Origin of the sequence: Paraburkholderia sp. RAU6.4a (assembly GCF_050435625.1) — a bacterium.
Lineage (GTDB): Bacteria > Pseudomonadota > Gammaproteobacteria > Burkholderiales > Burkholderiaceae > Paraburkholderia > Paraburkholderia tuberum.
This window is the reverse complement of record NZ_JBNDKQ010000002.1, coordinates 2048610-2073700: the sequence shown is the minus strand read 5'-3', so window position 1 is coordinate 2073700 and position 25091 is coordinate 2048610. Positions and strand designations below refer to the sequence as shown.

25 protein-coding genes and 1 tRNA gene are annotated in these 25091 nt (G+C 63.9%); 15 read left to right on the top strand and 11 right to left on the bottom strand.

Translation table 11 applies throughout. The features are described from left to right. The first annotated feature begins 1 nt into the window (after nucleotide 1). The 6 genes from OKW40_RS14340 (at nucleotide 2) to lpxC (ending at nucleotide 6271) form a co-directional block, all read left to right on the top strand. Nucleotides 2-943, top strand: a complete 942-nt coding sequence (locus OKW40_RS14340) for a D-alanine--D-alanine ligase (protein WP_429335350.1) — start codon at nucleotides 2-4, stop codon at nucleotides 941-943. Nucleotides 944-966: 23 nt separating this feature from the next. Continuing rightward, nucleotides 967-1719: a cell division protein FtsQ/DivIB gene (locus tag OKW40_RS14335; RefSeq protein ID WP_184051056.1), complete on the top strand. Its 753-nt coding sequence runs from the start codon at nucleotides 967-969 to the stop codon at nucleotides 1717-1719. Nucleotides 1720-1746: 27 nt separating this feature from the next. Continuing rightward, complete coding sequence (ftsA, locus tag OKW40_RS14330) at nucleotides 1747-2979, top strand: cell division protein FtsA (RefSeq protein ID WP_008921172.1); 1233 nt, start codon at nucleotides 1747-1749, stop codon at nucleotides 2977-2979. A 116-nt stretch (nucleotides 2980-3095) separates the two neighbouring features. Continuing rightward, nucleotides 3096-4298 (top strand): cell division protein FtsZ, encoded by a 1203-nt coding sequence (ftsZ, locus tag OKW40_RS14325; RefSeq protein ID WP_184058571.1) that lies wholly within the window; start codon nucleotides 3096-3098, stop codon nucleotides 4296-4298. 265 nt (nucleotides 4299-4563) lie between these two features. Beyond that, a complete protein-coding gene (locus OKW40_RS14320; RefSeq protein ID WP_429408248.1) occupies nucleotides 4564-5067 on the top strand; it encodes a peroxiredoxin in 504 nt (167 codons plus the stop codon). Nucleotides 5068-5353: 286 nt separating this feature from the next. Further along, entirely contained in the window at nucleotides 5354-6271 is a 918-nt protein-coding gene (gene lpxC, locus OKW40_RS14315) for a UDP-3-O-acyl-N-acetylglucosamine deacetylase (RefSeq protein ID WP_429490267.1), read from the top strand. A 64-nt stretch (nucleotides 6272-6335) separates the two neighbouring features. On the opposite strand, the gene OKW40_RS14310 is transcribed toward lpxC, so the two are convergent. Next, entirely contained in the window at nucleotides 6336-6818 is a 483-nt protein-coding gene (locus tag OKW40_RS14310) for a DciA family protein (RefSeq protein ID WP_090801953.1), read from the bottom strand. Nucleotides 6819-7103: 285 nt separating this feature from the next. On the opposite strand from OKW40_RS14310, the gene secA reads away from it, so the two are divergent. The 4 genes from secA to OKW40_RS14290 all read left to right on the top strand — a co-directional run bounded on the left by secA (nucleotide 7104) and on the right by OKW40_RS14290 (nucleotide 12665). Then, complete coding sequence (gene secA, locus OKW40_RS14305; RefSeq protein ID WP_184058566.1) at nucleotides 7104-9920, top strand: preprotein translocase subunit SecA; 2817 nt, start codon at nucleotides 7104-7106, stop codon at nucleotides 9918-9920. A 153-nt stretch (nucleotides 9921-10073) separates the two neighbouring features. Further along, entirely contained in the window at nucleotides 10074-11315 is a 1242-nt protein-coding gene (argJ, locus tag OKW40_RS14300) for a bifunctional glutamate N-acetyltransferase/amino-acid acetyltransferase ArgJ (protein WP_429490264.1), read from the top strand. Nucleotides 11316-11352: 37 nt separating this feature from the next. After that, nucleotides 11353-12222, top strand: a complete 870-nt coding sequence (locus tag OKW40_RS14295; RefSeq protein ID WP_090801949.1) for an ATP-binding protein — start codon at nucleotides 11353-11355, stop codon at nucleotides 12220-12222. Next, nucleotides 12219-12665: an NUDIX domain-containing protein gene (locus tag OKW40_RS14290; RefSeq protein ID WP_429490262.1), complete on the top strand. Its 447-nt coding sequence runs from the start codon at nucleotides 12219-12221 to the stop codon at nucleotides 12663-12665. The genes OKW40_RS14295 and OKW40_RS14290 overlap by 4 nt, the downstream gene beginning before the upstream one ends. Nucleotides 12666-12752: 87 nt before the next feature. Here the strand turns inward: OKW40_RS14290 and OKW40_RS14285 are convergent, their stop codons facing one another. The 7 genes from OKW40_RS14285 to OKW40_RS14255 all read right to left on the bottom strand — a co-directional run bounded on the left by OKW40_RS14285 (nucleotide 12753) and on the right by OKW40_RS14255 (nucleotide 19548). Next, the gene (locus OKW40_RS14285) at nucleotides 12753-12956 is read right to left on the bottom strand and encodes a DNA gyrase inhibitor YacG (protein ID WP_084754177.1); all 204 of its coding nucleotides are present in this window, start codon (nucleotides 12954-12956) and stop codon (nucleotides 12753-12755) included. A gap of 123 nt (nucleotides 12957-13079) precedes the next feature. Next, nucleotides 13080-13835 (bottom strand): cell division protein ZapD, encoded by a 756-nt coding sequence (gene zapD / locus OKW40_RS14280; RefSeq protein WP_008921182.1) that lies wholly within the window; start codon nucleotides 13833-13835, stop codon nucleotides 13080-13082. 188 nt (nucleotides 13836-14023) lie between these two features. Further along, a complete protein-coding gene (gene coaE / locus OKW40_RS14275) occupies nucleotides 14024-14638 on the bottom strand; it encodes a dephospho-CoA kinase (protein ID WP_429490260.1) in 615 nt (204 codons plus the stop codon). Between the two features lie 3 nt (nucleotides 14639-14641). After that, on the bottom strand, nucleotides 14642-15583 hold the full coding sequence (locus OKW40_RS14270; RefSeq protein WP_184058556.1) for a prepilin peptidase: 942 nt from the start codon (nucleotides 15581-15583) through the stop codon (nucleotides 14642-14644). Nucleotides 15584-15610: 27 nt separating this feature from the next. Then, the gene (locus OKW40_RS14265; RefSeq protein ID WP_429490258.1) at nucleotides 15611-16849 is read right to left on the bottom strand and encodes a type II secretion system F family protein; all 1239 of its coding nucleotides are present in this window, start codon (nucleotides 16847-16849) and stop codon (nucleotides 15611-15613) included. Then, nucleotides 16846-18102 (bottom strand): GspE/PulE family protein, encoded by a 1257-nt coding sequence (locus OKW40_RS14260; protein ID WP_429490256.1) that lies wholly within the window; start codon nucleotides 18100-18102, stop codon nucleotides 16846-16848. Before OKW40_RS14260 ends, OKW40_RS14265 begins: the two co-directional genes overlap by 4 nt. Nucleotides 18103-18249: 147 nt before the next feature. Then, a complete protein-coding gene (locus OKW40_RS14255; RefSeq protein ID WP_090801938.1) occupies nucleotides 18250-19548 on the bottom strand; it encodes an HlyC/CorC family transporter in 1299 nt (432 codons plus the stop codon). Between the two features lie 95 nt (nucleotides 19549-19643). Between OKW40_RS14255 and OKW40_RS14250 the strand changes: the two genes are divergently transcribed. After that, nucleotides 19644-19775 carry a hypothetical protein gene (locus OKW40_RS14250; RefSeq protein WP_429490255.1) on the top strand — a complete coding sequence of 44 codons (132 nt, stop codon included), beginning with the start codon at nucleotides 19644-19646 and terminating at the stop codon, nucleotides 19773-19775. A 16-nt stretch (nucleotides 19776-19791) separates the two neighbouring features. Here OKW40_RS14250 and OKW40_RS14245 read toward each other — a convergent pair. Further along, nucleotides 19792-19868, bottom strand: a tRNA-Pro gene (locus tag OKW40_RS14245). A 49-nt stretch (nucleotides 19869-19917) separates the two neighbouring features. Further along, nucleotides 19918-20910 carry a polyprenyl synthetase family protein gene (locus tag OKW40_RS14240; RefSeq protein ID WP_429490254.1) on the bottom strand — a complete coding sequence of 331 codons (993 nt, stop codon included), beginning with the start codon at nucleotides 20908-20910 and terminating at the stop codon, nucleotides 19918-19920. 285 nt (nucleotides 20911-21195) lie between these two features. On the opposite strand from OKW40_RS14240, the gene rplU reads away from it, so the two are divergent. The 4 genes from rplU to proB all read left to right on the top strand — a co-directional run bounded on the left by rplU (nucleotide 21196) and on the right by proB (nucleotide 24340). Next, a complete protein-coding gene (rplU, locus tag OKW40_RS14235) occupies nucleotides 21196-21507 on the top strand; it encodes a 50S ribosomal protein L21 (protein WP_007180329.1) in 312 nt (103 codons plus the stop codon). A 25-nt stretch (nucleotides 21508-21532) separates the two neighbouring features. Beyond that, nucleotides 21533-21793, top strand: a complete 261-nt coding sequence (rpmA, locus tag OKW40_RS14230; protein ID WP_184058546.1) for a 50S ribosomal protein L27 — start codon at nucleotides 21533-21535, stop codon at nucleotides 21791-21793. A 237-nt stretch (nucleotides 21794-22030) separates the two neighbouring features. Further along, entirely contained in the window at nucleotides 22031-23152 is a 1122-nt protein-coding gene (gene cgtA / locus OKW40_RS14225) for an Obg family GTPase CgtA (protein WP_184051016.1), read from the top strand. 69 nt (nucleotides 23153-23221) lie between these two features. After that, the gene (proB, locus tag OKW40_RS14220) at nucleotides 23222-24340 is read left to right on the top strand and encodes a glutamate 5-kinase (protein WP_184022882.1); all 1119 of its coding nucleotides are present in this window, start codon (nucleotides 23222-23224) and stop codon (nucleotides 24338-24340) included. 133 nt (nucleotides 24341-24473) lie between these two features. Here the strand turns inward: proB and OKW40_RS14215 are convergent, their stop codons facing one another. Continuing rightward, on the bottom strand, nucleotides 24474-25031 hold the full coding sequence (locus OKW40_RS14215; RefSeq protein ID WP_184058542.1) for a CNP1-like family protein: 558 nt from the start codon (nucleotides 25029-25031) through the stop codon (nucleotides 24474-24476). Nucleotides 25032-25091: the final 60 nt, after the last annotated feature.

Below are 25091 nucleotides of genomic sequence, written 5' to 3'. Positions count from 1 at the left end.
GATGAGCAGTATCGACCCTAAACAATTCGGCAAGGTGGCAGTGCTGCTCGGCGGCAATTCCGCCGAGCGCGAGGTGTCGCTCAATTCCGGGCGCCTGGTGTTGCAAGGCCTGCGTGACGCGGGCGTCGACGCGCATCCGTTCGATCCGGCCGAGCGTCCGCTGTCCGCGTTGAAGGATGAAGGCTTCGTGCGCGCGTTCAACGCGCTGCATGGCGGCTACGGCGAGAACGGCCAGATCCAGGGCGCGCTGGATTTCTATGGCATCCGTTACACCGGTAGCGGCGTGCTCGGCTCGGCGCTCGGTCTCGACAAGTTCCGCACCAAGCTCGTGTGGCAGCAGCTCGGCATTCCGACTCCGCCGTTCGAAGCGGTGCTGCGCGGTGACGACTACGAAGCGCGCGCCAAGGAGATCGTCGCGAAGCTCGGTCTGCCGCTGTTCGTGAAGCCGGCGAGCGAAGGTTCGAGTGTCGCCGTGATCAAGGTGAAGCGCGCGGACGCGCTGCCGGCCGCGTTGATCGAAGCCGTGAAGCACGACCGTATCGTCGTGGTCGAGAAGAGCATCGAAGGCGGCGGCGAATACACCGCGTGCATCGCCGGCAATCTGGACCTGCCGGTGATCCGCATCGTGCCGGCCGGCGAGTTCTACGACTACCACGCGAAGTACGTCGCCAACGACACGCAGTATCTGATTCCGTGCGGTCTCGGCGCCGAAGAGGAAGCGCGCCTGAAGGTGCTCGCGCGCCGCGCGTTCGATGTGCTCGGCTGCACCGACTGGGGCCGCGCGGACTTCATGCTCGACGGCGAAGGCAAGCCGTACTTCCTCGAAGTGAATACGGCGCCCGGCATGACCGATCACTCGCTGCCGCCGAAAGCGGCGCGCGCGGTCGGCATCAGCTATCAGGAACTGGTGGTCGGCGTGTTGGCGCTGACGCTGCAGGATTAACCAAGGCAACCGCAAGCGACACCATGTGGAACAACGTTCGCCAGCTCAATCTCGCCAGCAACGCGTTGCACGCGTTGCTGGTGCTCGTGCTGCTGGCGGCGGGCGGTTACTGGCTGATCCAGCGCCCGAATTTCGCGCTGCGCGAGATCCAGATCGACGGCGATACCGAGCACATCAATTCGCCGACGGTACGCGCCGGCGTGGTGGGGCGACTGAAGGGCAACTACTTCACGGTCGATCTCGACGCCGCACGGCAGGCGTTCGAGCAGATGCCGTGGGTGCGTCACGCGAGCGTACGGCGCGTGTGGCCGAATGCACTGGCTGTCACGCTCGAGGAGTACAAGCCGCTTGGGACGTGGGGCAGCGATCAGCTGGTGAGCGTCGACGGCGAGCTGTTCACCGCGAACCAGGGCGAGCTCGACGGAGACCTGCCGGCGTTCGACGGCCCGGACGGTACGGCGAAGGAAGTCGTCGCGCGTTATCACGACTTCCAGAAGTGGTTCGCGGCGATCCACGAGACGCCCGAGGAAGTGACGCTGTCGCCGCGCTACGCGTGGACGGTGAAGCTGTCGAACGGCACGCAGGTGGAGTTGGGCCGCGAACGCAATCAGGACACGCTGGCCGATCGCAGCAAGCGCCTGACCGCGGCATGGAGCGCGGTGACGCAACGTTGGGGAAAGGATATCGAGAATGCGGACTTGCGCTATCCGAACGGTTTCGCGATTCGTGCCACTGGCATGCGCTTCATCAGCGAACCCGACAAGGGCAAGAAGTAAACGGACATCACACGCACTGAGCACGCTATGAGTAAAGACTATAAAGATCTGCTGGTCGCCCTCGACATCGGAACGTCGAAGGTAGTGGCCATCGTCGCCGAGTTGAAGGGCGAGGGTCACTACGAGGTGATCGGTCTCGGCCAGAGCGAATCGAAGGGGCTCAAGAAGGGCGTGGTGGTGAATATCGAAGCCACCGTGCAGTCGATTCAGCGCGCGCTCGAGGAAGCCGAGCTGATGGCCGACTGCAAGATCACGAACGTGTTCACCGGGATCGCCGGCAGCCATATCCGCAGCTTCAATTCGAGCGGCATGGTCGCGATCAAGGAGAAGGAAGTCACGCAGGCCGACGTCGCGCGCGTGATCGAAACCGCGAAGGCGATCAACATTCCGACCGACCAGCAGGTGCTGCATATCCTCACGCAGGAATTCATCATCGACGGTCAGGAAGACGTGCGCGAGCCGATCGGCATGAGCGGCATCCGCCTCGAAGTGAAGGTGCATATCGTGACCGGTGCCGTGAGCGCGGCGCAGAACATCGTCAAGTGCGTGCGTCGCTGCGGCCTCGAAGTGAACGACCTGATTCTGCAGCCGCTCGCGTCGTCGCTCGCGGTGCTGACGGAAGACGAAAAGGAACTGGGCGTGGTGCTGGTCGACATCGGCGGCGGCACGACGGACATCGCGATCTTCAGCGAAGGCGCGATTCGCCACACGGCCGTGATTCCGATCGCCGGCGACCAGATCACGAGCGACATCGCGATGGCGCTGCGCACGCCGACGCCGGATGCCGAGGACATCAAGGTCGACTACGGCATCGCCAAGCAGGCGCTCGCCGATCCGGACGAGATGATCGAAGTGCCGGGTCTCGGCGAGCGCGGGCCGCGCACGCTGTCGCGCCAGGCATTGGCGGCCGTGATCGAGCCGCGCGTCGAAGAGCTGTTTTCGCTCGTGCAGCAGGTGGTGCGCGAGTCGGGTTATGAGGAACTGCTGAGTTCGGGCGTCGTGCTGACGGGCGGCGCGTCGATGATGATCGGCATGGTCGAGCTCGGTGAGGACATTTTCCTGAAGCCGGTGCGCATCGGCGTGCCGGAGTATGCGGGCGGGCTCGCCGACGTCGTGCGCAATCCGCGCTATTCGACGGCGATGGGTCTGCTCGTCGAAGGACGCTCGCAGCGTATGCGCGGGCGCAAGGTTGCGGTGCAGTCGGGGTCGATGGGACAGGTGTTCTCGCGCATGAAGGACTGGTTCCTCGGCAACTTCTGACTACGGGTTTCGAGAAATTCGCGCTGGTGCCGGCGGCCGGCGCGCGACAGGGGGTTGCCCGATCTCCTGCCGGATAACGCCGAGTGGCGGTAACTTTTTATCTTGACGGAGGCAACATGGAATTCCAGATGCTGGAAACCGAAACGAGCGGCACGATCATCAAGGTCGTCGGAGTCGGTGGCGCTGGCGGCAATGCCGTTCAGCACATGATCAACAAAGGCGTGCAAGGCGTCGACTTCATCGTGATGAACACGGACGCGCAGGCGCTGTCGCGTTCGCGTGCCACCGCGGTGATCCAGCTCGGCAACACGGGTCTGGGCGCGGGCGCCAAGCCGGAAATGGGGCACGCCGCTGCTGAGGAAGCACGCGAGCGTATCGCCGACGCACTGCGCGGCGCGCACATGGTGTTCATCACCGCCGGCATGGGTGGCGGTACCGGCACGGGGGCGGCACCGGTCGTCGCGCAGATCGCGAAGGAAATGGGTATTTTGACCGTTGGCGTCGTCAGCAAGCCGTTCGAATTCGAAGGCGGCAAGCGTATGCGCGTGGCGGAAGCCGGTTCGCAGCAACTGGAGGATCACGTCGACTCGCTGATCGTCGTGCTGAACGACAAGCTGTTCGAGGTGATGGGCGACGACGCCGAGATGGACAAGTGCTTCCAGTGCGCTGACGACGTTCTGAACAACGCGGTCGCGGGCATTGCGGAAATCATCAACGTCGACGGTCTCGTCAACGTCGACTTCGAAGACGTGAAGACCGTGATGGGCGAGCAGGGCAAGGCGATGATGGGCACGGCGACGGTTGCCGGCGTCGATCGCGCGCGTCTCGCGGCCGAACAGGCCGTCGCGAGCCCGCTGCTGGAAGGCGTCGATCTGTCGGGCGCGCGTGGCGTGCTGGTCAACATCACGTCGAGCCGTTCGCTGCGTCTGTCGGAAACGCGCGAAGTGATGAACACGATCAAGAGCTATGCCGCGGAAGATGCCACGGTGATCTTCGGCGCCGTGTACGACGACGCGATGGGCGACGCGCTGCGCGTGACGGTCGTTGCGACGGGCCTCGGCCGCGCGGCGAAGAAGCAGCAATCTGCACCGATGACGCTGCTGCGCACCGGCACCGACAACCAGCCGATCGGCGCGATGGCGCATGCGGCGTACGCACCGGCGGCAGGCCACGCCAGCACGGCCGACTACGGCGCGCTCGATACACCGGCAGTGTGGCGCACCTCGCGCGACACGGCGGCCTCGCACGTGCAGGCGCTGCAGGAAAAGGGCGTCGATACGTACGACATTCCGGCATTCCTGCGCAAGCAGGCGGACTGAGCGCACGGGCAGGCTTCGTTGCCGCGTTGCGAGTAAGGTCGCAGATGCAGCGCTGGCGGACGAACGCACGAGCGTGGCGGGTGAACGGCAAGCAGGTCGCTTATCGTCTGATTCGCGGCAGGGGCAACTGCCCTCTGCGGATTCGCGAAGCGGACGAAGTGGCTGCCGCCGAACGGCGTTGGCTTATAGTTGAATGGGCCGAACCGAAATTCACTGCGACACGAGGACGTGCGAGCGTGCTTCGCATCGATGCAAAGGACTGAGCATGATCAAGGAAGGTGAAAAGCTGCCCGACGCGACGCTCTTCGAGTACGTCGAAGACGAGCGGGCGGGCTGCACGATCGGACCGAACAGTTTCGACGTGCACGAGCAGACGGCGGGCAAGCGCGTGGTGATCTTCGGATTGCCCGGCGCGTTCACGCCGACCTGTTCGGCCAAACATGTACCGGGCTATGTCGAGCATGCCGAGCAGTTGCGCGCTGCCGGCATCGACGAAATCTGGTGCGTGTCCGTCAACGACGCGTTCGTCATGGGCGCGTGGGGACGCGATCAGCACACCTCGGGCAAGGTGCGCATGATGGCGGACGGTAGTGCGGCTTTCACACGGGCGCTTGGTCTGGAGCAGGATCTGTCGGCGCGCGGCATGGGGATCCGTTCCCTGCGCTACGCGATGGTGATCGACGACGGCGTGGTCAAGACGCTGAACGTCGAGGCTTCCGGCAAATTCGAAGTCAGCGATGCAGCGAGTATTCTCGCCACGTTGAGCTAGTTGCTGACGTCGCACCTTCGTCGCGACCCTGCGCTTATGCCGCGTGGCGTTACGGCAACGGTGATTACGACGCTTTTGTGACAGGCCGTTACGCGGGCCGATGACCGGAAACGCCTCCGTTCCGGGGCATCGGCCCGTCACGCTTTCCGTCGGGGAGCCCAGTGGGTAATGCAGCGAAACAGATTGTCACGTTCCCCGCAAAGACGCTGGTCTGGGGATTGGAGTATAATTCGCGCTATGGAATAAAAAATCCTGATTAGGATTTTCAATCGAACAGAATGCCACCATGTTGAAGCAGCGCACAATTAAATCGATCGTCAAGACTGTCGGCATCGGGCTGCACTCCGGCCGTAAAGTCAATCTGACGCTCCGCCCGGCGGCGCCGGGCGCTGGCATCGTGTTTTCGCGCGTGGATTTGCCCACGCCGGTGGACATTCCTGCGTCCGCGCTGGCGATTGGCGATACGCGTCTGGCTTCCGTGTTGCAGAAAGACGGCGCGCGCGTGTCGACCATCGAGCATCTGATGTCCGCCTGCGCCGGTCTTGGCATCGACAATCTTTACGTCGACGTTACCGCCGAGGAAATCCCGATCATGGACGGCAGCGCGGGTTCGTTCGTGTTCCTGATCCAGTCGGCGGGTATCGAAGAGCAAAACGCGCCGAAGAAATTCATCAAGGTCACGAAGCCGGTCGAAATCCGTGACGGCGACAAGTTCGCGCGCCTCGATCCGTACTTCGGTTTCAAGCTCAAATTCACGATCGACTTCCGTCACCCGGCCGTGGACAAAACCGGTCAGGCGTTGGAAGTGGATTTCGCCAACACGTCGTACGTGCGCGAAATCGCGCGTGCCCGCACGTTCGGCTTCGCGCATGAAGTGGAAATGATGCGTGAGCTCGGCCTCGCGCGCGGCGGCAGCATGGACAACGCGATCGTGCTCGACGAGTATCGCATCCTGAACAACGACGGCTTGCGTTACGACGACGAGTTCGTCAAGCACAAAATGCTCGACGCCATCGGCGACCTGTACGTGGTCGGCCACCCGCTGCTCGCGTCGTACACCGCGTACAAGTCGGGCCACGGTCTGAACAACGCGTTGCTGCGTGAGCTGCTCGCGCACGAAGACTCGTACGAAATCGTCACTTTCGACGACACGCAGAAGGCCCCGCGCGGCTTCGCATACGAGACGCAGACTGCGTTCGCATAAAGCCAGCGTAACAGGCAAGCAAATGAAAAACGGCCCCTCGGGGCCGTTTTTTTTCGTCGAGCGTTCAGCGATTGCGCCGATGCCGCGCGGCCATGCGCGCGAGCGCCTCCTGCAACGGCGAAGGCTCGAGCGATTCGCTCAACGCCTGCAGCGCGGCGGCGCCCGCCGGCGTCATGCGCGCCTGTTTTACGGGCGGCGGTTCTTTCAGCGGCTGCGGCCGCACGCGAATCTTCAGCGCCTGCACGGGCCAGCCGCGCTGCTGCAAATCCGCCAGCAGCCGCGGCTCCAGATGCCGCAGACGCGCCGCGAGCGCGTTGTGCGCGGCGAACAGGGCCAGCACGCCCTCCTTGATGAAGCCAGGCTCGACGCTCGTCGCCAGATAATCGGGCAGCAGCTCGCGCAGATCCTTCTCGAGCGCGGCGATCTGCTCGACGCCTGCGCGCAGCGCAGCGAACGCGTCCGTGCGGCCGAGTACCTCGGCAAGCGGTTGCGGACGGCGCCGATCGAACTGCTTCGGCGGCCTTGAAAAGGACGAAAAACGGCTCATGTTTGGGATTGACGACGTGAGCTCGCCCCATGCGCGCTCACGCCGCGATTGTACCGCGCGGGCAGCTTGCGGAGTCGGTCCGCGCCGCGCCGGAGGTTGCCGGGCGGGGCCGGCGGAGGCCGGCGCCGTCACGCCTGCGACACGAGCGCGGCCGGAGGCGCGTGCTAAAATGCCCGATTCGAATTCACTCTTGGACTAAGCCGCCGAGGACTTTCCGACCCAGGCGCGGTATGCGCATAGTGCATACCGCGAGCCAGCCGAAGCCGCGACGCAGACACCGATCCGATGACCACCGGTTTTCTACAGAAGATTTTTGGCAGCCGTAATCAGCGGCTAGTCAAGCAATATCAAAAGACCGTCGCGGCGATCAATGCGCTCGAGCCGCAGATCGAGCAATTGACGGATGACCAACTGCGCGCCAAAACGGGTGAATTCCGCCAGCGCGTCGCGAGCGGCGAATCGCTCGACAAGATCCTGCCGGAAGCGTTCGCGGTCTGCCGCGAGGCCAGCAAGCGGGTGCTGAAGATGCGCCACTTCGACGTGCAGCTGATCGGCGGTATGGCGCTGCACTACGGCAAGATCAGCGAAATGCGCACCGGCGAGGGCAAGACGCTCGTCGCGACGCTGCCGGTCTACCTGAACGCGCTGTCGGGCCGCGGCGTCCACGTGGTCACGGTCAACGACTACCTCGCGCAGCGCGACGCCGAATGGATGGCGCGTCTCTACAACTTCCTCGGTCTGTCGGTCGGTATCAACCTGTCGCAGATGGAGCACACGGCGAAGCAGCAAGCCTACGCCGCCGACATCACCTACGGCACCAACAACGAATTCGGCTTCGACTACCTGCGCGACAACATGGTCTACGAGACCGACGCGCGCGTGCAGCGTAGCCTGAACTTCGCGGTCGTCGACGAGGTGGACTCGATCCTGATCGACGAAGCGCGTACGCCGCTGATCATCTCCGGCCAGGCCGAAGATCACACCGAACTCTACGTGCGCATGAACGCGTTGCCGCCGCTGCTCGAGCGCCAGATCGGCGAAGAGAAGGCGGACGGCACCGGCGTCGAGAAGCCGGGCGACTACACGCTGGACGAAAAAGGCCGTCAGGTCTTCCTGACAGAGTCGGGCCACGAAAAGGCCGAGCGCCTGCTCTCCGAGTGGGGCCTGATCGGCGACGGCGAAAGCCTGTACGCGCCGCAGAACATCACGCTGATGCACCACGTGTACGCGGCGTTGCGCGCGCACACGCTGTTCTTCAAGGATCAGCACTACGTCGTGCAGAACGGCGAAGTGATCATCGTCGACGAATTTACCGGCCGTCTGATGGCCGGCCGCCGTTGGTCTGACGGTCTGCACCAGGCGGTCGAGGCGAAGGAACACGTGAAGATCCAGAGCGAGAACCAGACGCTCGCATCGATCACGTTCCAGAACTACTTCCGCATGTACGCGAAGCTGGCCGGCATGACCGGCACGGCCGACACCGAAGCGTACGAATTCAACGAGATCTACGGTCTCGAAACGGTCGTGATCCCGACCAACCGTCCGCCGAAGCGGATCGACAAGCAGGATCAGATCTACAAGACCGCGAAGGAACGCTACGACGCGGTGATCCGCGACATTCGCGAGTGCTTCGAACGAGGTCAGCCGGTGCTGGTTGGCACGACGTCGATCGAGAACTCGGAGCTGCTGTCGCATCTGCTGAAGCAGGTCAGCTTGCCGCACGAAGTGCTGAACGCGAAGCAGCACGCGCGCGAAGCGGAGATCGTCGCCGAAGCGGGCCGTCCGCAGCGCGTCACGATCGCGACCAACATGGCCGGCCGTGGTACGGACATCGTGCTCGGCGGCAACGCGGAGAAGCAGGCGTCGTTCATCGAGCAGGACGAAACGCTGGCCGCCGACGAAAAGCAGCGCCGCATCCAGAAGCTGCACGACGAATGGCAGACGCTGCACGATCAGGTGAAGGCCGCGGGTGGTCTGCACATCATCGGCACCGAGCGTCACGAGTCGCGCCGGATCGACAACCAGCTGCGCGGCCGTGCGGGCCGTCAGGGCGACCCGGGTTCGTCGCGCTTCTATCTGTCGCTGGAAGATCCGCTGCTGCGCATTTTCGCGGGCGACCGCGTGCGCGCGATCATGGACCGCCTGAAGATGCCGGAAGGCGAGGCGATCGAAGCAGGCATCGTGTCGCGCTCGATTGAATCGGCGCAACGCAAGGTCGAGGCGCGCAACTTCGATATTCGTAAGCAATTGCTCGAATACGACGACGTATCGAACGACCAGCGCAAGGTGATCTACCAGCAGCGCAACGAACTGCTCGAAGCGAACGACATCACCGAGACCATCAGCGCGATGCGTCACGGCGTGGTCGGCGACATCGTGCATCAGTTCGTGCCGGTGGGCAGCATCGAAGAGCAGTGGGACGTGCCCGAGCTCGAGGAAGTGCTGCGCAACGAATGGCAGCTCGACCTCGCGATTCAGGAAATGATCAACGAGTCGAACTCGATCAGCGCGGAAGAGATTCTCGAAGCGGTCGAGGCCGCCGCGGACGAAGGGTACGAGGCGAAGGTCCAGCTGGTCGGCCGCGAATCGTTCAGCGCGTTCGAGCGCTCGATCATGCTGCAGACGCTCGACCGCGCGTGGCGCGAGCATCTGGCCGCGCTCGATCATCTGCGTCAGGGCATCCATCTGCGCGGCTATGCGCAGAAGAACCCGAAGCAGGAATACAAGCGCGAGGCGTTCGAACTGTTCGCCGCGATGCTCGACGCCGTGAAGCTCGAAGTCACGCGCATCGTGATGAACGTGCAGATCCAGTCGCCGGAGCAGCTCGAAGCGGCCGCGGAGCAGATGGAAGAGCAGGGCGGTCATCTGGAGAACGTCGAGTTCCGTCATGCCGAGTTCGCGGAAGCCGGCGCCGCCGCACCGGTCGCGGCCGAAGCGGCCACCGCCGCGATGATCGGCGACGCGATGAGCCACGGCCACGGCGCAGCGCCGCAGGCGGCCGTGCACATGAATGCCGACAACGTGCCGAAGGTCGGCCGCAACGACCCGTGCCCGTGCGGCAGCGGCAAGAAGTACAAGCAGTGCCACGGCAGGATCGCCTGATGGCGATGCGGCGCGCTTCCGGGCGCGCCGTGTCGTTTTTAAGCGCCGTTTGGCCGTTTTGATTTCGCGGGTGACCCGGCAACACACCCGGGTCATCAGTTCCGTTTCCCCGATGCCGGCGTCCGCCGGCATTTTCTTCGACAGGTCGCGACCATGGCTGTCAACTTTCCCTCGATCGATCCCGCTCAACTTCACCCCGTCGCCGGCGTCACGCTAGGCTGGGCGGAAGCGAATATCCGCAAACCGAACCGCAAGGACGTGCTCGTCATTTCCGTCGACGAAGGCGCGACGGTAGGCGGCGTGTTCACGCAGAACCGCTTCTGCGCGGCGCCCGTCACGGTCTGCCGCGAGAACCTGCAGCGCGTGCGCGCGGGCGGCAAGCCGATTCGCGCGCTGGTGATCAACACCGGCAACGCGAACGCGGGCACCGGTGAGCCGGGCCTCGCCGCGACGCGCGAAACCTGCGCGGAACTCGCGCGTCTCGCCGACATCGTGCCCGACCAGGTGCTGCCGTTCTCGACGGGCGTGATTCTCGAACCGCTGCCGGTCGATCGTCTGAAGGCGGGCTTGCCGGCCGCGCTCGCGAACCGCAAGGAAGCGAACTGGTACGACGCGGCGCAGTCGATCATGACGACCGACACGCTGCCGAAGGCGAGCTCGCGCCAGGTCACGATCGACGGTCACACGGTCACGCTGACCGGCATCAGCAAGGGCGCCGGCATGATCAAGCCGAACATGGCGACCATGCTCGGCTTCCTCGCGTTCGACGCAGCCGTCGCGCAGCCGGTCCTCGACGAGCTCGTGAAGCACGTCGCGGATCGCTCGTTCAACTGCATCACGATCGATGGCGATACGTCGACCAACGATTCGTTCATCCTGATCGCGTCGGGCAAATCGAGCCTGCCCGCGATCACGTCGACCGATTCGCCCGTTTATGCAGCGCTGCGCGACGCGGTGACCGAGGTCGCGCAGAACCTCGCGCAACTGATCGTGCGCGACGGCGAGGGCGCGACCAAATTCATGACCGTGCATGTCGAAGGCGGCTCGAGCGTCGGCGAATGCCGCCAGATCGCCTACGCGATCGGCCACTCGCCGCTCGTCAAGACGGCCTTCTATGCATCGGACCCGAACCTCGGCCGTATTCTCGCGGCCATCGGCTATGCCGGCGTTGACGATCTCGACGTCGGCAAGATCGATCTGTATCTGGACGACGTGCTGGTCGCGACTGCCGGCGGCCGCAACCCGGCCTACCGCGAAGAAGACGGCCAGCGCGTGATGAAAAAAAGCGAGATCGGCATTCGCGTCGTGCTCGGCCGCGGTAATGCGCAAGCCACGATCTGGACCTGCGATCTGTCGCACGACTACGTGAGCATCAACGCCGACTACCGCTCGTAATCAGCTTCAAAGCGCGGCCACGGGCCGCCTACTCACCATGGACAAACTCGAACAGTTTCTGAACCGGGCCGAAGCCGTGCTCGGCCGCCTGGAAGCGATGCTTCCGCCCGCCGCGCCGGACATCGACTGGTCGGCCGCGGTCGCTTTCCGCTGGCGCAAGCGCCAGGGTCGCGGCTACTTGCAGCCGGTGCATGCCATTTCGCCGATCACGCTCGACGACCTGCAGAACATCGATCGCCAGAAGGGGTTGATCGAACAGAACACGCGCCAGTTCGTGCGCGGTCAGCCGGCCAACAACGTGCTGCTGACGGGCGCGCGCGGTACCGGCAAGTCGTCGCTGATCAAGGCGTGCCTGAACGCGTATGCGAAAGACGGCCTGCGCCTGATCGAAGTGGACAAGGACGATCTGCACGACCTCGGCGACATCGTCGATCTGATCGCGAAGCGGCCGGAGCGCTTCGTCGTGTTCTGCGACGACCTGTCGTTCGAAGAAGGCGAATCGGGCTACAAGGCGCTGAAGGTCGCGCTCGACGGCTCGGTGGCCGCGCAGTCCGACAACGTACTGATCTATGCGACGTCGAACCGCCGCCATCTGCTGCCCGAGTACATGAGCGACAACGAGACGTACAAGCACACTTCGGACGGCGAGATTCATCCGGGTGAACTGGTTGAAGAGAAGATTTCGCTGTCCGAGCGTTTCGGGCTGTGGGTCAGCTTCTATCCGTTCAAGCAGGACGACTACCTGACGATCATCGCGCACTGGCTGCGCCATTTCGGTTGCGACGACGCCGAGATCGAATCGGCGCGCGGCGATGCGCTCGTGTGGGCGCTCGAACGTGGCTCGCGCTCGGGACGGGTCGCATGGCAGTTCGCGCGCGACTGGTCCGGCCGTAAGACGCCGGCATGAGCGACGCTAACAAAAGCGCCGGCAATAGCGTCGGCGCCAACGGCGCTGGCCGTCCGGTCACCGAAGTCGCGGTCGGCGTGCTGGTGCAGCCGGATGGGCGCTATCTGCTCGCGCAGCGTCCGACGGGCAAGCCGTACGAGGGCTACTGGGAGTTTCCGGGCGGCAAGCTCGAAGCGGGCGAATCGGTCGAGGCCGCGCTCGCGCGCGAGCTGCACGAGGAGCTGGGAATCGAGGTCGAGGCGAGCCATCTGTGGCATACGCTCGAACACGATTATCCGCACGCCTATGTGCGCCTCTTCTTCTGCAAGGTGACGCAGTGGTCGGGCGAGCCGCACGGCCGTGAAGGCCAGGCCTTCGTCTGGCAGAGCTTGCCTGCGGATGTCTCGCCGTTGCTGCCGGCCACGATCCCGGTGCTGGAGTGGCTCGCGGCTGAGAAGAAGTGATCGATTGAAGGCAGTGGCTGAAAAAGCCACGCGGTAGCGGGCGCTGTATCGGCAGCGCCGGTTCGCGTGGCTTTTTTACTGACTCGCTCAGTGCGGGTTGTAGTCGCCGCGCGGCGTTTCCTCTTCGGACGAAGATCCTTCCTGTTCGTTGCCGCCAATCCTGTATTTTTCGGCGGCCCATGCGCCCAGATCGGTCTGTTTGCAGCGCTCGGAGCAGAACGGACGGAAGCGGCTCTCGGAGGTCCAGCGGACATCTTTACCGCAGGTAGGACATTTGACGACGGTAGGCATACGGTCGGACGGTCAATCGCAAACGGAACAAGTAACGAATATAGGGCTATTTCGCGCCGGTTCAAAGGCGCGTTCGGTCAAATCCGGTGTGCGCTGCTCAATGCGGCGGTGATTGACAGGCGATTACAGGCTGCAGAGCGTGAGTTGGAACGGCACGTCGACGTCGACCGCGCGCGGCCGCAGATCGCCGTCCTGCACCGTAAAGCGCACCCACAGCATGTACTTGTTGGCGCTCGCTTCGGGAATCACGCGCAATTCGGGAGCGACGCGAACCTGCATCAATTGATACGAGCGGCCCGACAGCATTTGCTGATAGCTGCCTTGCATCGCCATCACCTTCGATGCCTGGCCCGACTCACGCGCGAGCCGCAGCACGATGGTGGCCGCGTCGCGCAGCGGCAAAAGCGGTGTCACCCACTTGGCGATGTCCTGGCGACGCTGATCGGGATGCAACTGTTGCCACGCGTAATACGAGGGCAGGTCGAATTTGCAGGTACCACCGGGGATGATTGCGCGGCTGCGAATGCTCGCGAGCCACTCGTTGTCTGCAAGATGCTGGCCGGTCTTGCCTTGCATCTGCGTGAGCCCCGCAAGCGTCTGCTCGATTTCGCCGAGCACCGCTTCGAGCGCGTTCTGCTCGATGCCCGGATTGCCGCGAAATGGCGCGAGCGTTTGCCGCTGCCGCTCGAGCTCTTTCATCAGATCCGATTTCAGATCCGCGCGGCCCGCCACTTCGGAGATTTCGAACAGCGTTGTCAGTGCGACGTGATGTTCCCGCGCGTCTTCCTGAGTCAGAAAGAACGTGAAGCGCTCGAACAGATCTTCGAGCCGCAACAGCGTCCGGATTCGCTCATTGAAGGGGTACTCGTAAAGGATCAAGCGGGCTCGCCTCGGGCGTGGTCGGTGACAGGAATGCAAAACATTCTAATGCCGTGGGACTACCCAGGCAATCACGCACTTTTTCTGCGCGCTTTCGCAACTTTTTTGTGAGTTCCCGGTGTTACGAGCGCTTCGGCTCCCGCGTGCGCGCAAAGTTCAATGTGCCGGTGACGACGCGTCTGCGCGCGCTACAACTCGGCATCGCCCTTCGCCAGCGACAGATAGGCTTGATGGTGAGCGTCCACCTGCGCCTCGAGTTCTTCGAGCGGCGCATTGTCATTGACGATCACGTCGTCGGCGGCGGCGAGCCGCGCTTCGCGCGTGGCCTGGCGCGCAATGATTGCGAGCACCTGCTCACGGCTGAAGCCGTTGCGGCTCACCACACGCGCGATCTGCGTGTCGACGCTGCAATCGACGGTGAGCACGCGATTCACGCGGTTCTTCCAGGTCCCGGACTCGACCAGCAACGGCACCACGACGATCACATACGGTCCTTTCGTTTCGCGCTCTTCGCGCTCGGTTTCCGCGCGAATCAGCGGATGCGTGATGCCTTCGAGACGTTTGCGCGCGGTCTCGTCGCTGAACACGAGCGCGCGCATGCGCGCGCGATCGAGGGAGCCGTCGGCGGCGACGAATTGCGCGCCGAATGCGGCGGCGATGTGCGGCATTGCGAGGCCATGCGGCGCGGTGATGCGATGCGCGATCACGTCCGTGTCGACGAGCGGCACGCCGCGCGCGGCGAACAGATTGGCCACCGTCGATTTGCCGCTGCCGATGCCGCCAGTGAGTCCCACAACGAACATGGTTCAGCCCCCCAGAGCCAGATAAAGCGGCGTGCCGGCAAACAGCGTCAACACACCGCCCGCCGCGAGAAACGGCCCGAACGGCAGCGGCTCCTCGAAGCGCATTCGGCCGCGCCACGTCGCCGCGAGGCCGATCACGGCACCGGCCACCGCGGCGACCAGCACGATCTGCGGCAGCGCGGGCCAGCCGAGCCACGCGCCGAGCGCGGCGAGCAGCTTGAAGTCGCCATAGCCCATGCCTTCGATACCACGCACGAGCTTGAACGCCCAATGCACGGCCCACAACGCCAGATATCCGAAGATAGCGCCGAGCACCGCATCATGCAGATTCGTGAACATGCCGTTGAAATTGACGATCAGGCCGGCCCACAACAGCGGGAGCGTCAAGGAGTCGGGCAGCAAATGCGTGTCGACGTCGATCGCGCTCATCGCGAGCAACGTCGCGCACAGGCCGAACGCGGCGAGTGCCATCAGCGTCGGGCCGAACGCTATCAGTGCGCCTGCCGCGAAAGCGGCGCTCGCGATTTCGAGCAGCGGATAGCGTGCGCTGATATGCGTGCCGCACGCGGAACAACGGCCGCGTAACAGCAGGTAGCTCAGCACCGGCAAGTTTTCCCACGCGCTCAGCACATGGCCGCAATGCGGGCACGCGCTGCGCGGCACCCACAGGTTGTAGCGCGCGGGCAGTCCGTGGTCGGGCGGCGGCACGTCGGTGGTCTCGCTGATTTCGGCGCGCCATGCACGCTCGAGCATGATCGGCAATCGATGCACGACCACGTTCAGGAAGCTGCCAATCACGAGGCCAAGCACGATCGCGAATGCGATCTGCACGCCGGCGGGTAGGCTCGCGAGCGCGAGGCCGATATCGCTGGCAAAGCGGCCCGGCAGTAAGCCCGCGAGCAGGCTGGAGGAAGTTTGTGACACGAGCGGAAGAGGAGCCTGCATGGTGACGAAGTGGATTCGGCTGCGATGCTACACCACGTTGCCGAGTTGAATAATGGGAAGATACATCGCGATGACGAGGCCGCCGACCAGGGTGCCGAGCACGACGATCACGAGCGGTTCACACAGGCTCGATAGCGTGCCGATCCTGTCGTCGACCTGGCGATCCGCAAGCGACGCGACATCGAGCAGCATGCTGTCGAGCGCGCCGGATTCCTCCGCGACCGCAACGGGCTGCACGACTTCGGGAGGAAAGCAGCGGGCCGCGAGCATAGCCGCGGCGAGCCGTTCGCCGCGCCGCAATCTGATGGCGATGCTTGCCGTCGCGCGATCGAAGAAGGCATTGCCGGTCGCCTGAGTGAGCGAATCGAATGCGTCGGCGAGCGGCGTGCCGGCGGACAGCAAGGTGCCAAGCGCGCGACTCCAGCGCGCCGCGCACAGCGTGCGCAGCAGCGGGCCGGCCACCGGCAGGTCGAGCGACAGGCGCGCGAAGCGGATGCGCGCGCTTACCGAACGACGCAGCACGAGCGTGATGGCCGAGCTCATTGCGAGCATCAGTATGAACAGCGGCACACTCCAGCGCGCGGCGGCCGCCGAGAGCGCCAGCACGAACTGCGTCGGCGCGGGCAGCTTCGCGCCGAAGCCATCGAAGATCTGCTTGAACGTCGGCACGACCCACACCAGCAATGCGACAGTTATCGCGAGCGCGAGCAGCAGGATCGCGGCTGGATAGGTGAGAGCCGCGCGCACCTTCGCGCGCTGCGCAGCGGCGCGTTCGCGATCGTCGGCGAGGCGGGCGAGCACGGTGACGAGCGCGCCCGCCGCTTCGCCCACCTCGACGAGCTGGCAATACAGCGCATTGAACTGCGCCGGGTGCCGCTGCAAGGCCGCCGAAAACCGCAGGCCGGCGGTGATGTCGCGCGCGACAGTGCCGACGATGCGCGGCATGCCTTGCCGCTGACCCGACGTCGACGCCTGCGCGAGTAGTTCGAGCGCGGGCGCGAGCGCCAAACCGGCACGCAGCAGACTGGACAGTTGTCGCGTGAACAGCGTGACAGCGGCCGCGCTCGTCTTCGGGCGTGGCGCCGGCCCTTGCGTTGCGAGTTCGACGATAAAGAGGTTGTCGCGTTTGAGCATCGTGCGTGCGGCGCTCGCGTCGGGCGCGATCAGCGTGCCGCTTTGGCGCGTGCCGTCCGCGTCGACGCCGCGCCATCTGAAGCGTAGGTCGGCTGAGACGGACCGGGTTGGTGACAGCGCGGCGGTACTCATGCGACCTCCGTGGCGGCGAGCGCTTCGGCGAGACTCGTGGTGCCGTCGCGCACGCGCGCAAGCGCCGCGTCGCGTAACGTCGCGACCTGTTCCATCTGCGCGAGGCGGGCCAGCTCGTGCGCGCCCGCGCTCGCGACGATCTGCTCACGCATCGCGTCGGAGACGGGCATCACCTGATGAATGCCGACGCGCCCCCGATAGCCGATGCCATGACAAACCGCGCAGCCGGTCGCCGCATACGGTTGCCAGCCGTCGAGCTCATGTTCGCCAAAGCCCGCGGCGTGGAGTGCCGCCGGCGAATGCGGCGCGGGCGCGCGGCATGCGACGCACAGTCGCCGCACCAGCCGCTGCGCGGTCACCATGCGCAGCGCGGCGGCAAGGTTGTACGGCTCGACACCGATGTCGATGAGCCGCGCGATGGCCGCGGGCGCGTCGTTCGTATGCAGCGTGGACAGCACGAGGTGACCGGTTTGGGCGGCCTTCACTGCAACGTCGGCGGTTTCGTTGTCGCGGATTTCGCCGACCATGATCACGTCCGGGTCCTGACGCAGAAAAGCCCGCAGCGCGACCGCGAAAGTCAGTCCGGCTTTTTCGCGCACGCTGACCTGGTTGATGCCGGCCAACTGGATCTCGGCTGGGTCTTCCACCGAGCAGAGGTTGCGTGCCTCGCCATTCAGCAGGTTCAGGAAGCAGTACAGCGATAGTGTCTTGCCGCTGCCCGTCGGTCCGGTGACGAGCATCAGACCGTGCGGCGCGCGGATCGCGGCGTCGACGGCTTCGCGCTGCCGCGGATCGAGGCCGAGCGAATCGAGCGAAAGATCGGCGGGCAACGCGTCGAGCCGTCGTAGCACGAGCTTTTCGCCGAACAGTGTCGGCAGCGAATTGACGCGGTAATCCTCGAGCCGCCCTGGCGACGTCGCCAGGCGTAGCCGGCCGTCCTGCGGCACGCGTCGCTCGGCGATGTCCATGCGCGCGAGCACTTTCACACGCGTGACGAACGCGTCGCGCAGATGGGCGGGCGGCCGCGGGATTTCATGCAGCACGCCGTCGATACGCAGGCGCACACGCCAGCCATGCTCGGCCGGCTCGATGTGGATATCCGACGCATTGCGCCGCGTCGCTTCGTGCAACGTGTCGGTCAACAGACGCACGGCCGGGGCGTTGTCGGGATCGTTCAGACTCGTTGCGCTGGATTCGCCGTCGACAGCGAGTGGGCGCGGCAATACCGCGGCGGTGGCAAAAGGTGTTTGCATGAGAGACCGGTGATGAGCCGCCTTTAGAACATGACGGCGTCATCTTCCGGTTGCGGGCGTCCGAATGCCATTCGGCCATTCGGCTAATGGCGCGTTTCGCGAGCCTGTGCGATGCTGACCGTACATCAGCGTGCGGCGGCGCGAAGTTCAGCCTGACCTTGCTTTACCGGCCTTCGTGCGCGACGGCGGTTTGAAAAGCTTGACGGTGCGGATCGCCTGATCGTCGCTGCGCATCACTTCGAGCTTGGTGTCTCCGATGTGCACGCAGACGTCGCCGTCGGGGATGTCTTCGAGGATTTCGAGAATCAGGCCGTTCAGCGTTTTGGGGCCATCGGTGGGTAGCCCGAGTTGCAACCAGCGGTTCAGCTCGCGCAACGGCATGCTTCCCGCGACGATGCATTCGCCCGCCTCGTTCCAGCCGCCGCGTGAGCTGGCGCTACGCGGAATCGACGTGGTGAATTCGCCGATCAGTTCCTCGATGATGTCTTCCGGTGTGACGAGGCCTTGCAGTTCGCCGTATTCGTTGACGACGAGCGCGATGCGTTGCCGGCTCTCCTGAAAGTATTGCAGCTGCTGGAACACCGGCGTGCCGCTTGGCACGAAGTACGGCTCGGCGAGCAGTTCGCGCAAGGTATCGCGCTCGAGCTCCTGGTTGTGCAGCGCTGACAGCGTCTTGCGCACGTGCAGCACACCGAGCACGCGGTCGATGTCGCCCTGGTAGACGATCAGCTTGTTGTGATAGCAGGTCTCCAGTTGATGCAGGATCTGTTCGAACGGGGCATCGAAGTCGAGGGCCTCGATACGGCGACGCGGGATCATCACGTCATCGACGGAGATGTTTTCGAGGTCGAACAGGTTCAGCAGGATGCTGCGGTGCTTGGTGGGCATGAAGCTTCCCGACTCGAGCACGATGGTGCGCAGTTCTTCGGTGGACAGCCGCTGGTCGCGCGCGCCCTTCGTGTTGATGTGCAGCACGCGCAGGATGCCGGTCGCGAACAGGTTGACAAACCAGATCAGTGGTCTCGCGACGCGCATCAACGGCGCGATCAGCAGGCTCGCGGGCAGCGCGATTTTCTCGGGAAACGTCGCGCCGACGATCTTCGGTGTGATCTCCGCGAACACGATAATGAGGAACGCGACGATACCGGTCGCGATCGACAGCACGAGGCTATTGCGGCCGAACGTATGCAGCGCGAGCGATGTCGTGAGTACCGGAATGATCGTGTTGAACAGGTTGTTGCCGATGAGGATCACGCCGAGCAGCTGATCGGTTTTTGCGAGCAGGCCCTGAGTCGTCTTTGCGCCGAGCGTGTTCTTGCTGGCGAGATGTTTGAGGCGATGACGATTGAGCGCCATCATCGCTGTCTCGGAAATGGAAAAGAAGGCGGAGCAGACAAGCAGCAGAAGGACGGCGCCGATCTGCGCCCATAAGGGAAGTTGTTCCACGCGTCGTGAAAAATAAGGGAAAGGATGGAGAGAATATAGCAGAGGGGGCCGCGCGCTCCGGCGTGGACGAAGGCTGACGCCGCTAGGACGACAACGTGGCAACGTACGCGCTGTGCCTGGCGAGCCGGAGGAAAGAAAGCGGCGAAGGGCAGCACGAGAGCAAAGAAAAAAAGCGCCGCGCAAAACAAAAAACCGCCCAGCAACGCTGCGGCGGTTTTGAACCTTGAGCTAACAAGGAGAATCTGGTCGGGGTGAGAGGATTCGAACCTCCGGCCTCTACGTCCCGAACGTAGCGCTCTACCAGGCTAAGCTACACCCCGATTGGGTACTGCTGACTCGATTCAGACTAATTCGGTGTTTCAGTCTCGTTCAAGACTGTCTTGCCGTCGAGTAAGAGCATAATTCTAGCAGGCTCTCCTTGAAAATGGAATGGGGAAATGACGATATTGCTGCCGCGGCTGCATGCGCCTCCTGTTTCGCGCACTCGAGCGTGTGATCCAGCGCGCCCGAGCGCGTGATCGCGTCGAAAATGGTATCGAAACGGTCGGTGCCACCTTGCTCGATGGCTTCGCGCGCAAGCGCCGACTGCTTGGGCGTGCCGCGTTCGATCAGATAGATGAGCGGAAGCGTCGGTTTGCCTTCGCGCAGATCGTCGCCGGCGTTCTTGCCCATCGACTCGGCCGTCCCCGTGTAGTCGAGCCAGTCGTCCATGATCTGGAACGCGGTGCCGATGCGACGACCGTACTCGGCGGCGGCGGCTTCGGTTTTCGCGTCCGCGCCGGCCAGCACCGCGCCGAGCTGGGCGGCCGCCTCGAACAACTTTGCGGTCTTGTAGCGGATCACCTGCATGTAACGGGCTTCGTCGACGTCGGCATCGTGCATGTTCAACAACTGCAGCACTTCGCCTTCAGAGATGATGTTGGTCGCTTCCGACAGAATTTCCATCACGCGCATCTTGCCCACGCCGACCATCATCTGGAACGACCGTGAGTAAAGAAAGTCACCGACCAGCACGCTCGCCGCGTTGCCGAACAGCGCATTGGCGGTCTGGCGGCCGCGCCTCAGGTCGGACTCGTCGACCACGTCGTCATGCAGCAGCGTGGCCGTGTGGATGAATTCGACGACCGCTGCCAGCTCGTGCCGGTGCCCCGTCGTATCGCCGAGCGCGCCCGCCACCAGCAACAGCAGCGCGGGCCGCAGCCGCTTGCCGCCGGCGCTGATGATGTACTCGGAAATCTGATTGATCAGCATCACGTCCGACGCAAGACGTTGCCGGATGACGCGATTGACCTGCTGCATGTCTTCGGCGATTGGAGCAAGCAGGCTGGCGACGTTGGGGGAGGTGGTGGCAGTCGACGACATGATGGCTGAATTGGGTAGTGCCGCGAATTATAAGGCGATCGGGGCGCTTCCGGGTCGTCGGCTGCGGCGTGGATGCGCTCCGCATGGCGCGCGGGGCGCCTGCCAAGGCCGTCTGCGGGGCGCCGCGCGTCGCAGGTATGCCATCTGCGAGCGCCTGCGAGGGAGGGCGAAGCCGGACGGTAGACGGTTTGGCAAGCAGGTTTTGACCGAGCAGCTAACTCTATGTATAATCGACAGTTTCCGCGCGCGGTGCGTGGGAAAAATGAATACAGAGTGAGGTTCTCAATGTACGCGGTCATAAAAACCGGTGGCAAGCAGTACAAGGTTGCCGTCGGCGAAAAACTTAAAGTAGAACAGATACCGGCAGACATTGACGCTGAAATCACGCTCGACCAGGTTCTCGCAGTGGGCGAAGGCGAATCGATTAAGTTCGGTACGCCGCTGGTCAGTGGGGCTTCCGTCAAGGCTACCGTCGTGTCGCAAGGTCGTCACGCCAAAGTGACGATCTTCAAGATGCGTCGCCGGAAGCACTACCAGAAGCATGGCGGCCACCGCCAGAACTATACCGAACTGCGCATCGACGCGATCAACGCGTAAGCGCACCGGTTAAGGAGCAAATCAAATGGCACACAAAAAGGCAGGCGGATCGTCCCGAAACGGCCGCGACTCCGAATCGAAGCGCCTCGGCGTGAAGGTTTACGGCGGCCAGGCTATCAATGCTGGTGGCATCATCGTGCGTCAGCGCGGTACGCGCATGCACGCTGGCGACAACGTCGGCATGGGCAAGGATCACACCCTGTTCGCGCTGAAGGACGGCCACGTCCAGTTCTCGACGAAGGGCGCGGCGAAGAAGCACACCGTTTCCGTCGTCCCGGCAGCCTGAGTTTAATCAGGCACGGGCTTCAGGACCGGAAAAAGGCCCCGCGAAGTTCGCGGGGCTTTTTTTATTGCGGCGCCCCTTTAGCTTGGCGCCCAAGCCGCGCAGCCGACCGCTCCTCATAGGCGGACTATGCCGGTCGGTCGATTGATCAACGCGCGGCGCGCGCGGCAAAATAGCAGCATCCAATCAGTATCAACCCCTGCATCGAATCGGGCAGTACACCACGGGACGGAGTAACACATGAAGTTCATTGACGAAGCGAGGATTGAAGTCATCGCCGGCGACGGAGGGGATGGCAGCGCGTCGATGCGCCGCGAGAAGTTCGTCCCGTTCGGCGGCCCCGATGGCGGTGACGGCGGCCGGGGCGGCAGCGTGATCGCGGTGGCTGACCGCAACATCAACACGCTGATCGATTACCGCTACGCGAAAAAACATCTGGCGCGCAACGGCGAAAACGGCCGCGGCTCGGATTGCTACGGCAAGGGTGGTGATGACATCACGCTGCGCATGCCGGTCGGCACCACCATCACGGACATGGAAACCGGCGAGCTGATCGCCGATCTGACCGAGCACAACCAGAGCGTGCAAATCGCGCAAGGGGGAGCCGGCGGCCTCGGCAACCTCCATTTCAAGTCCAGCACGAACCGCGCGCCGCGTCAGAAGACCGACGGCAAGCCGGGCGAGCGCCGCATGGTCCGCCTCGAACTGAAAGTGCTGGCCGACGTCGGTCTGCTCGGCATGCCGAATGCGGGCAAGTCGACGTTTATCTCGTCGGTGTCGAACGCGAAGCCGAAAATCGCCGATTACCCGTTCACCACGCTCGCGCCGAACCTCGGCGTCGTGCGCGTCGGGCCGAGCCGCAGCTTCGTGATTGCCGACATTCCGGGGCTGATCGAAGGCGCGGCGGAAGGCGCCGGCCTAGGCCATCAATTCCTGCGTCACCTGCAGCGCACCGGGCTGCTGCTGCACATCGTCGACATCGCACCGTTCGATGAATCGATCGATCCGGTCGCCGAAGCGAAGGCGATCGTCAACGAACTGCGCAAGTACGACGAAGAGCTTTATCAGAAGCCGCGCTGGCTTGTGCTGAACAAGCTGGACATGGTGCCTGAGGACGATCGCGAAGCGCGCGTGGCGGCGTTCCTCGAAGGCTTCGGCTGGGACGGTCCGGTGTTCGAGATCTCGGCGCTGACTGGCCAGGGCTGTGAAAATCTTTGCTACGCCGTGTTCGACTACCTCGCCGAGCACTCCGACGCGCAACGCGCGGCCGAAGCCGAAGACCTGGCCTCCGACGTGCGTTTCCGCGACGGGACGCAAGTACCGGCCGCAACCCGCGAAGCCGGAACCGATCCGCAGGAATAACAACTCGAGCGCCGGCGCCAGCGGCGGGTGCCGGTATGCATCACGCGTCATCTTGGGAGACAGCGCACAATGCGTTCCGTCATCGCAGATTCACGGCGATTGGTCGTCAAAGTCGGTTCGAGTCTCGTCACGAACGACGGGCGCGGCCTCGATCATGCGGCGATCGGCCGCTGGGCCGCGCAAATTGCCGCACTGCGCGCGCAAGGCAAGGAAGTGGTGCTGGTCAGCTCGGGCGCGATCGCCGAGGGCATGCAGCGGCTCGGCTGGACGAAGCGGCCGCGTGAAATCGATGAGCTGCAGGCGGCCGCGGCGGTCGGTCAGATGGGTCTCGCGCAAGTGTACGAAAGCCGCTTCGCCGAACATTCCATCCAGACTGCGCAGATCCTGCTTACTCACGCTGACCTTGCTGACCGCGAGCGTTATCTGAACGCTCGCTCCACGCTGCTCACGCTGCTGGGGCTCGGAGTTGTACCGATCATCAACGAGAACGACACGGTCGTCACCGACGAAATCAAGTTCGGCGACAACGACACGCTCGGCGCGCTGGTTGCCAATCTGATCGAGGGCGACGCGCTGATCATTCTGACGGACCAGCAAGGCCTCTTCACCGCAGATCCGCGCAAGGACCCGACCGCGACACTCGTCCAGCAAGCCGACGCCGGCGCGCCCGAGCTCGAGGCGATGGCGGGCGGTGCGGGCTCGAGCCTCGGCCGCGGCGGCATGCTGACCAAGATTCTCGCTGCGAAGCGTGCGGCCCATAGCGGCGCCAATACGGTGATCGCAAGTGGGCGCGAGTCGGACGTGCTGGTGAGACTGGCGGCCGGCGAGGCGATCGGCACCCAACTGATCGCGCGCACCGCGCGCATGGCGGCGCGCAAGCAATGGATGGCCGATCACCTGCAGGTGCGCGGCCACGTCGTGATCGATGACGGCGCGGTCGAAAAACTGACCGCCGGCGGCAAGAGCTTGCTGCCGATCGGCATCGTCGGTGTGCAGGGTGCATTCGCGCGCGGCGAGGTGATCGCGTGTCTGAGCGCGTCAGGCCGCGAGGTCGCACGTGGTTTGACGAACTACAGCAGCGCGGAAACCAAACTGATCCAGCGGCGTCCGAGCGGCGAAATTGAGTCAGTGCTCGGCTATATGCTCGAGCCCGAACTGATTCATCGCGACAATCTCGTGGTGCTTTGATCTGCGAGGCGGCGCGCATATCGCGCGTATGAAGAGCCAACAATTAAGCCGTTCCAGCGCAGGCTGGAACGGCTTTTTAATCGTCACGGATAAGCAACGGCGCCTGAGTCGGGCGCGCGCCGCGCAACCGGCCTCAATGAATCTGCGACGTCTGCGTGCGCTTGTAACGAATGTTCTCGACGATGTGCTGCGCGCTGCCGGTCGGAATCTTGTTTGCGCACATATAGTCCTGATACAACGCGGCCTGGTACGCATTCAGCGCGCCGTTTTCTATCCGCGAAAACGGGTTTGCGACCGTCGTGTCCCAGCCGTCGTGATCGGCGTTCAGGCCCGCATACTGACGCCATTCATACGTGTCGCAGCGGATGCCCTCGTAATTGACGTTGCGCGCACCGCCCGGGCTCGTGACGACCACCGTGTAACGCACCACGCCGTCGTCGCCGACGCTGACGGACTTCGGGTCGATCGCAAATTGCAGCGGCGTATTGCCGGAGACTTCGAACGGCAGCAGGTTCGCGTCGGAGGGCAGCGGCGGCAACGTGTCGACCTTGTTTTCAACCCAGTTGCTCTTGCGATCCAGCAGATAGGTGAACTCGCTGTCGTCTTTGTTGGTCGGTTTGCCGGCGCTCGAACAGCCTGCCAGCAGGGCGCCGGTGGCGACGCACGCCACGGCGAATGCAAGTGCTTTCAATCTGATTCCCTCGAGAGACAGACGCGGCTCGAAAGCCGCGCCAGAGAGAGGCGGCGCGAG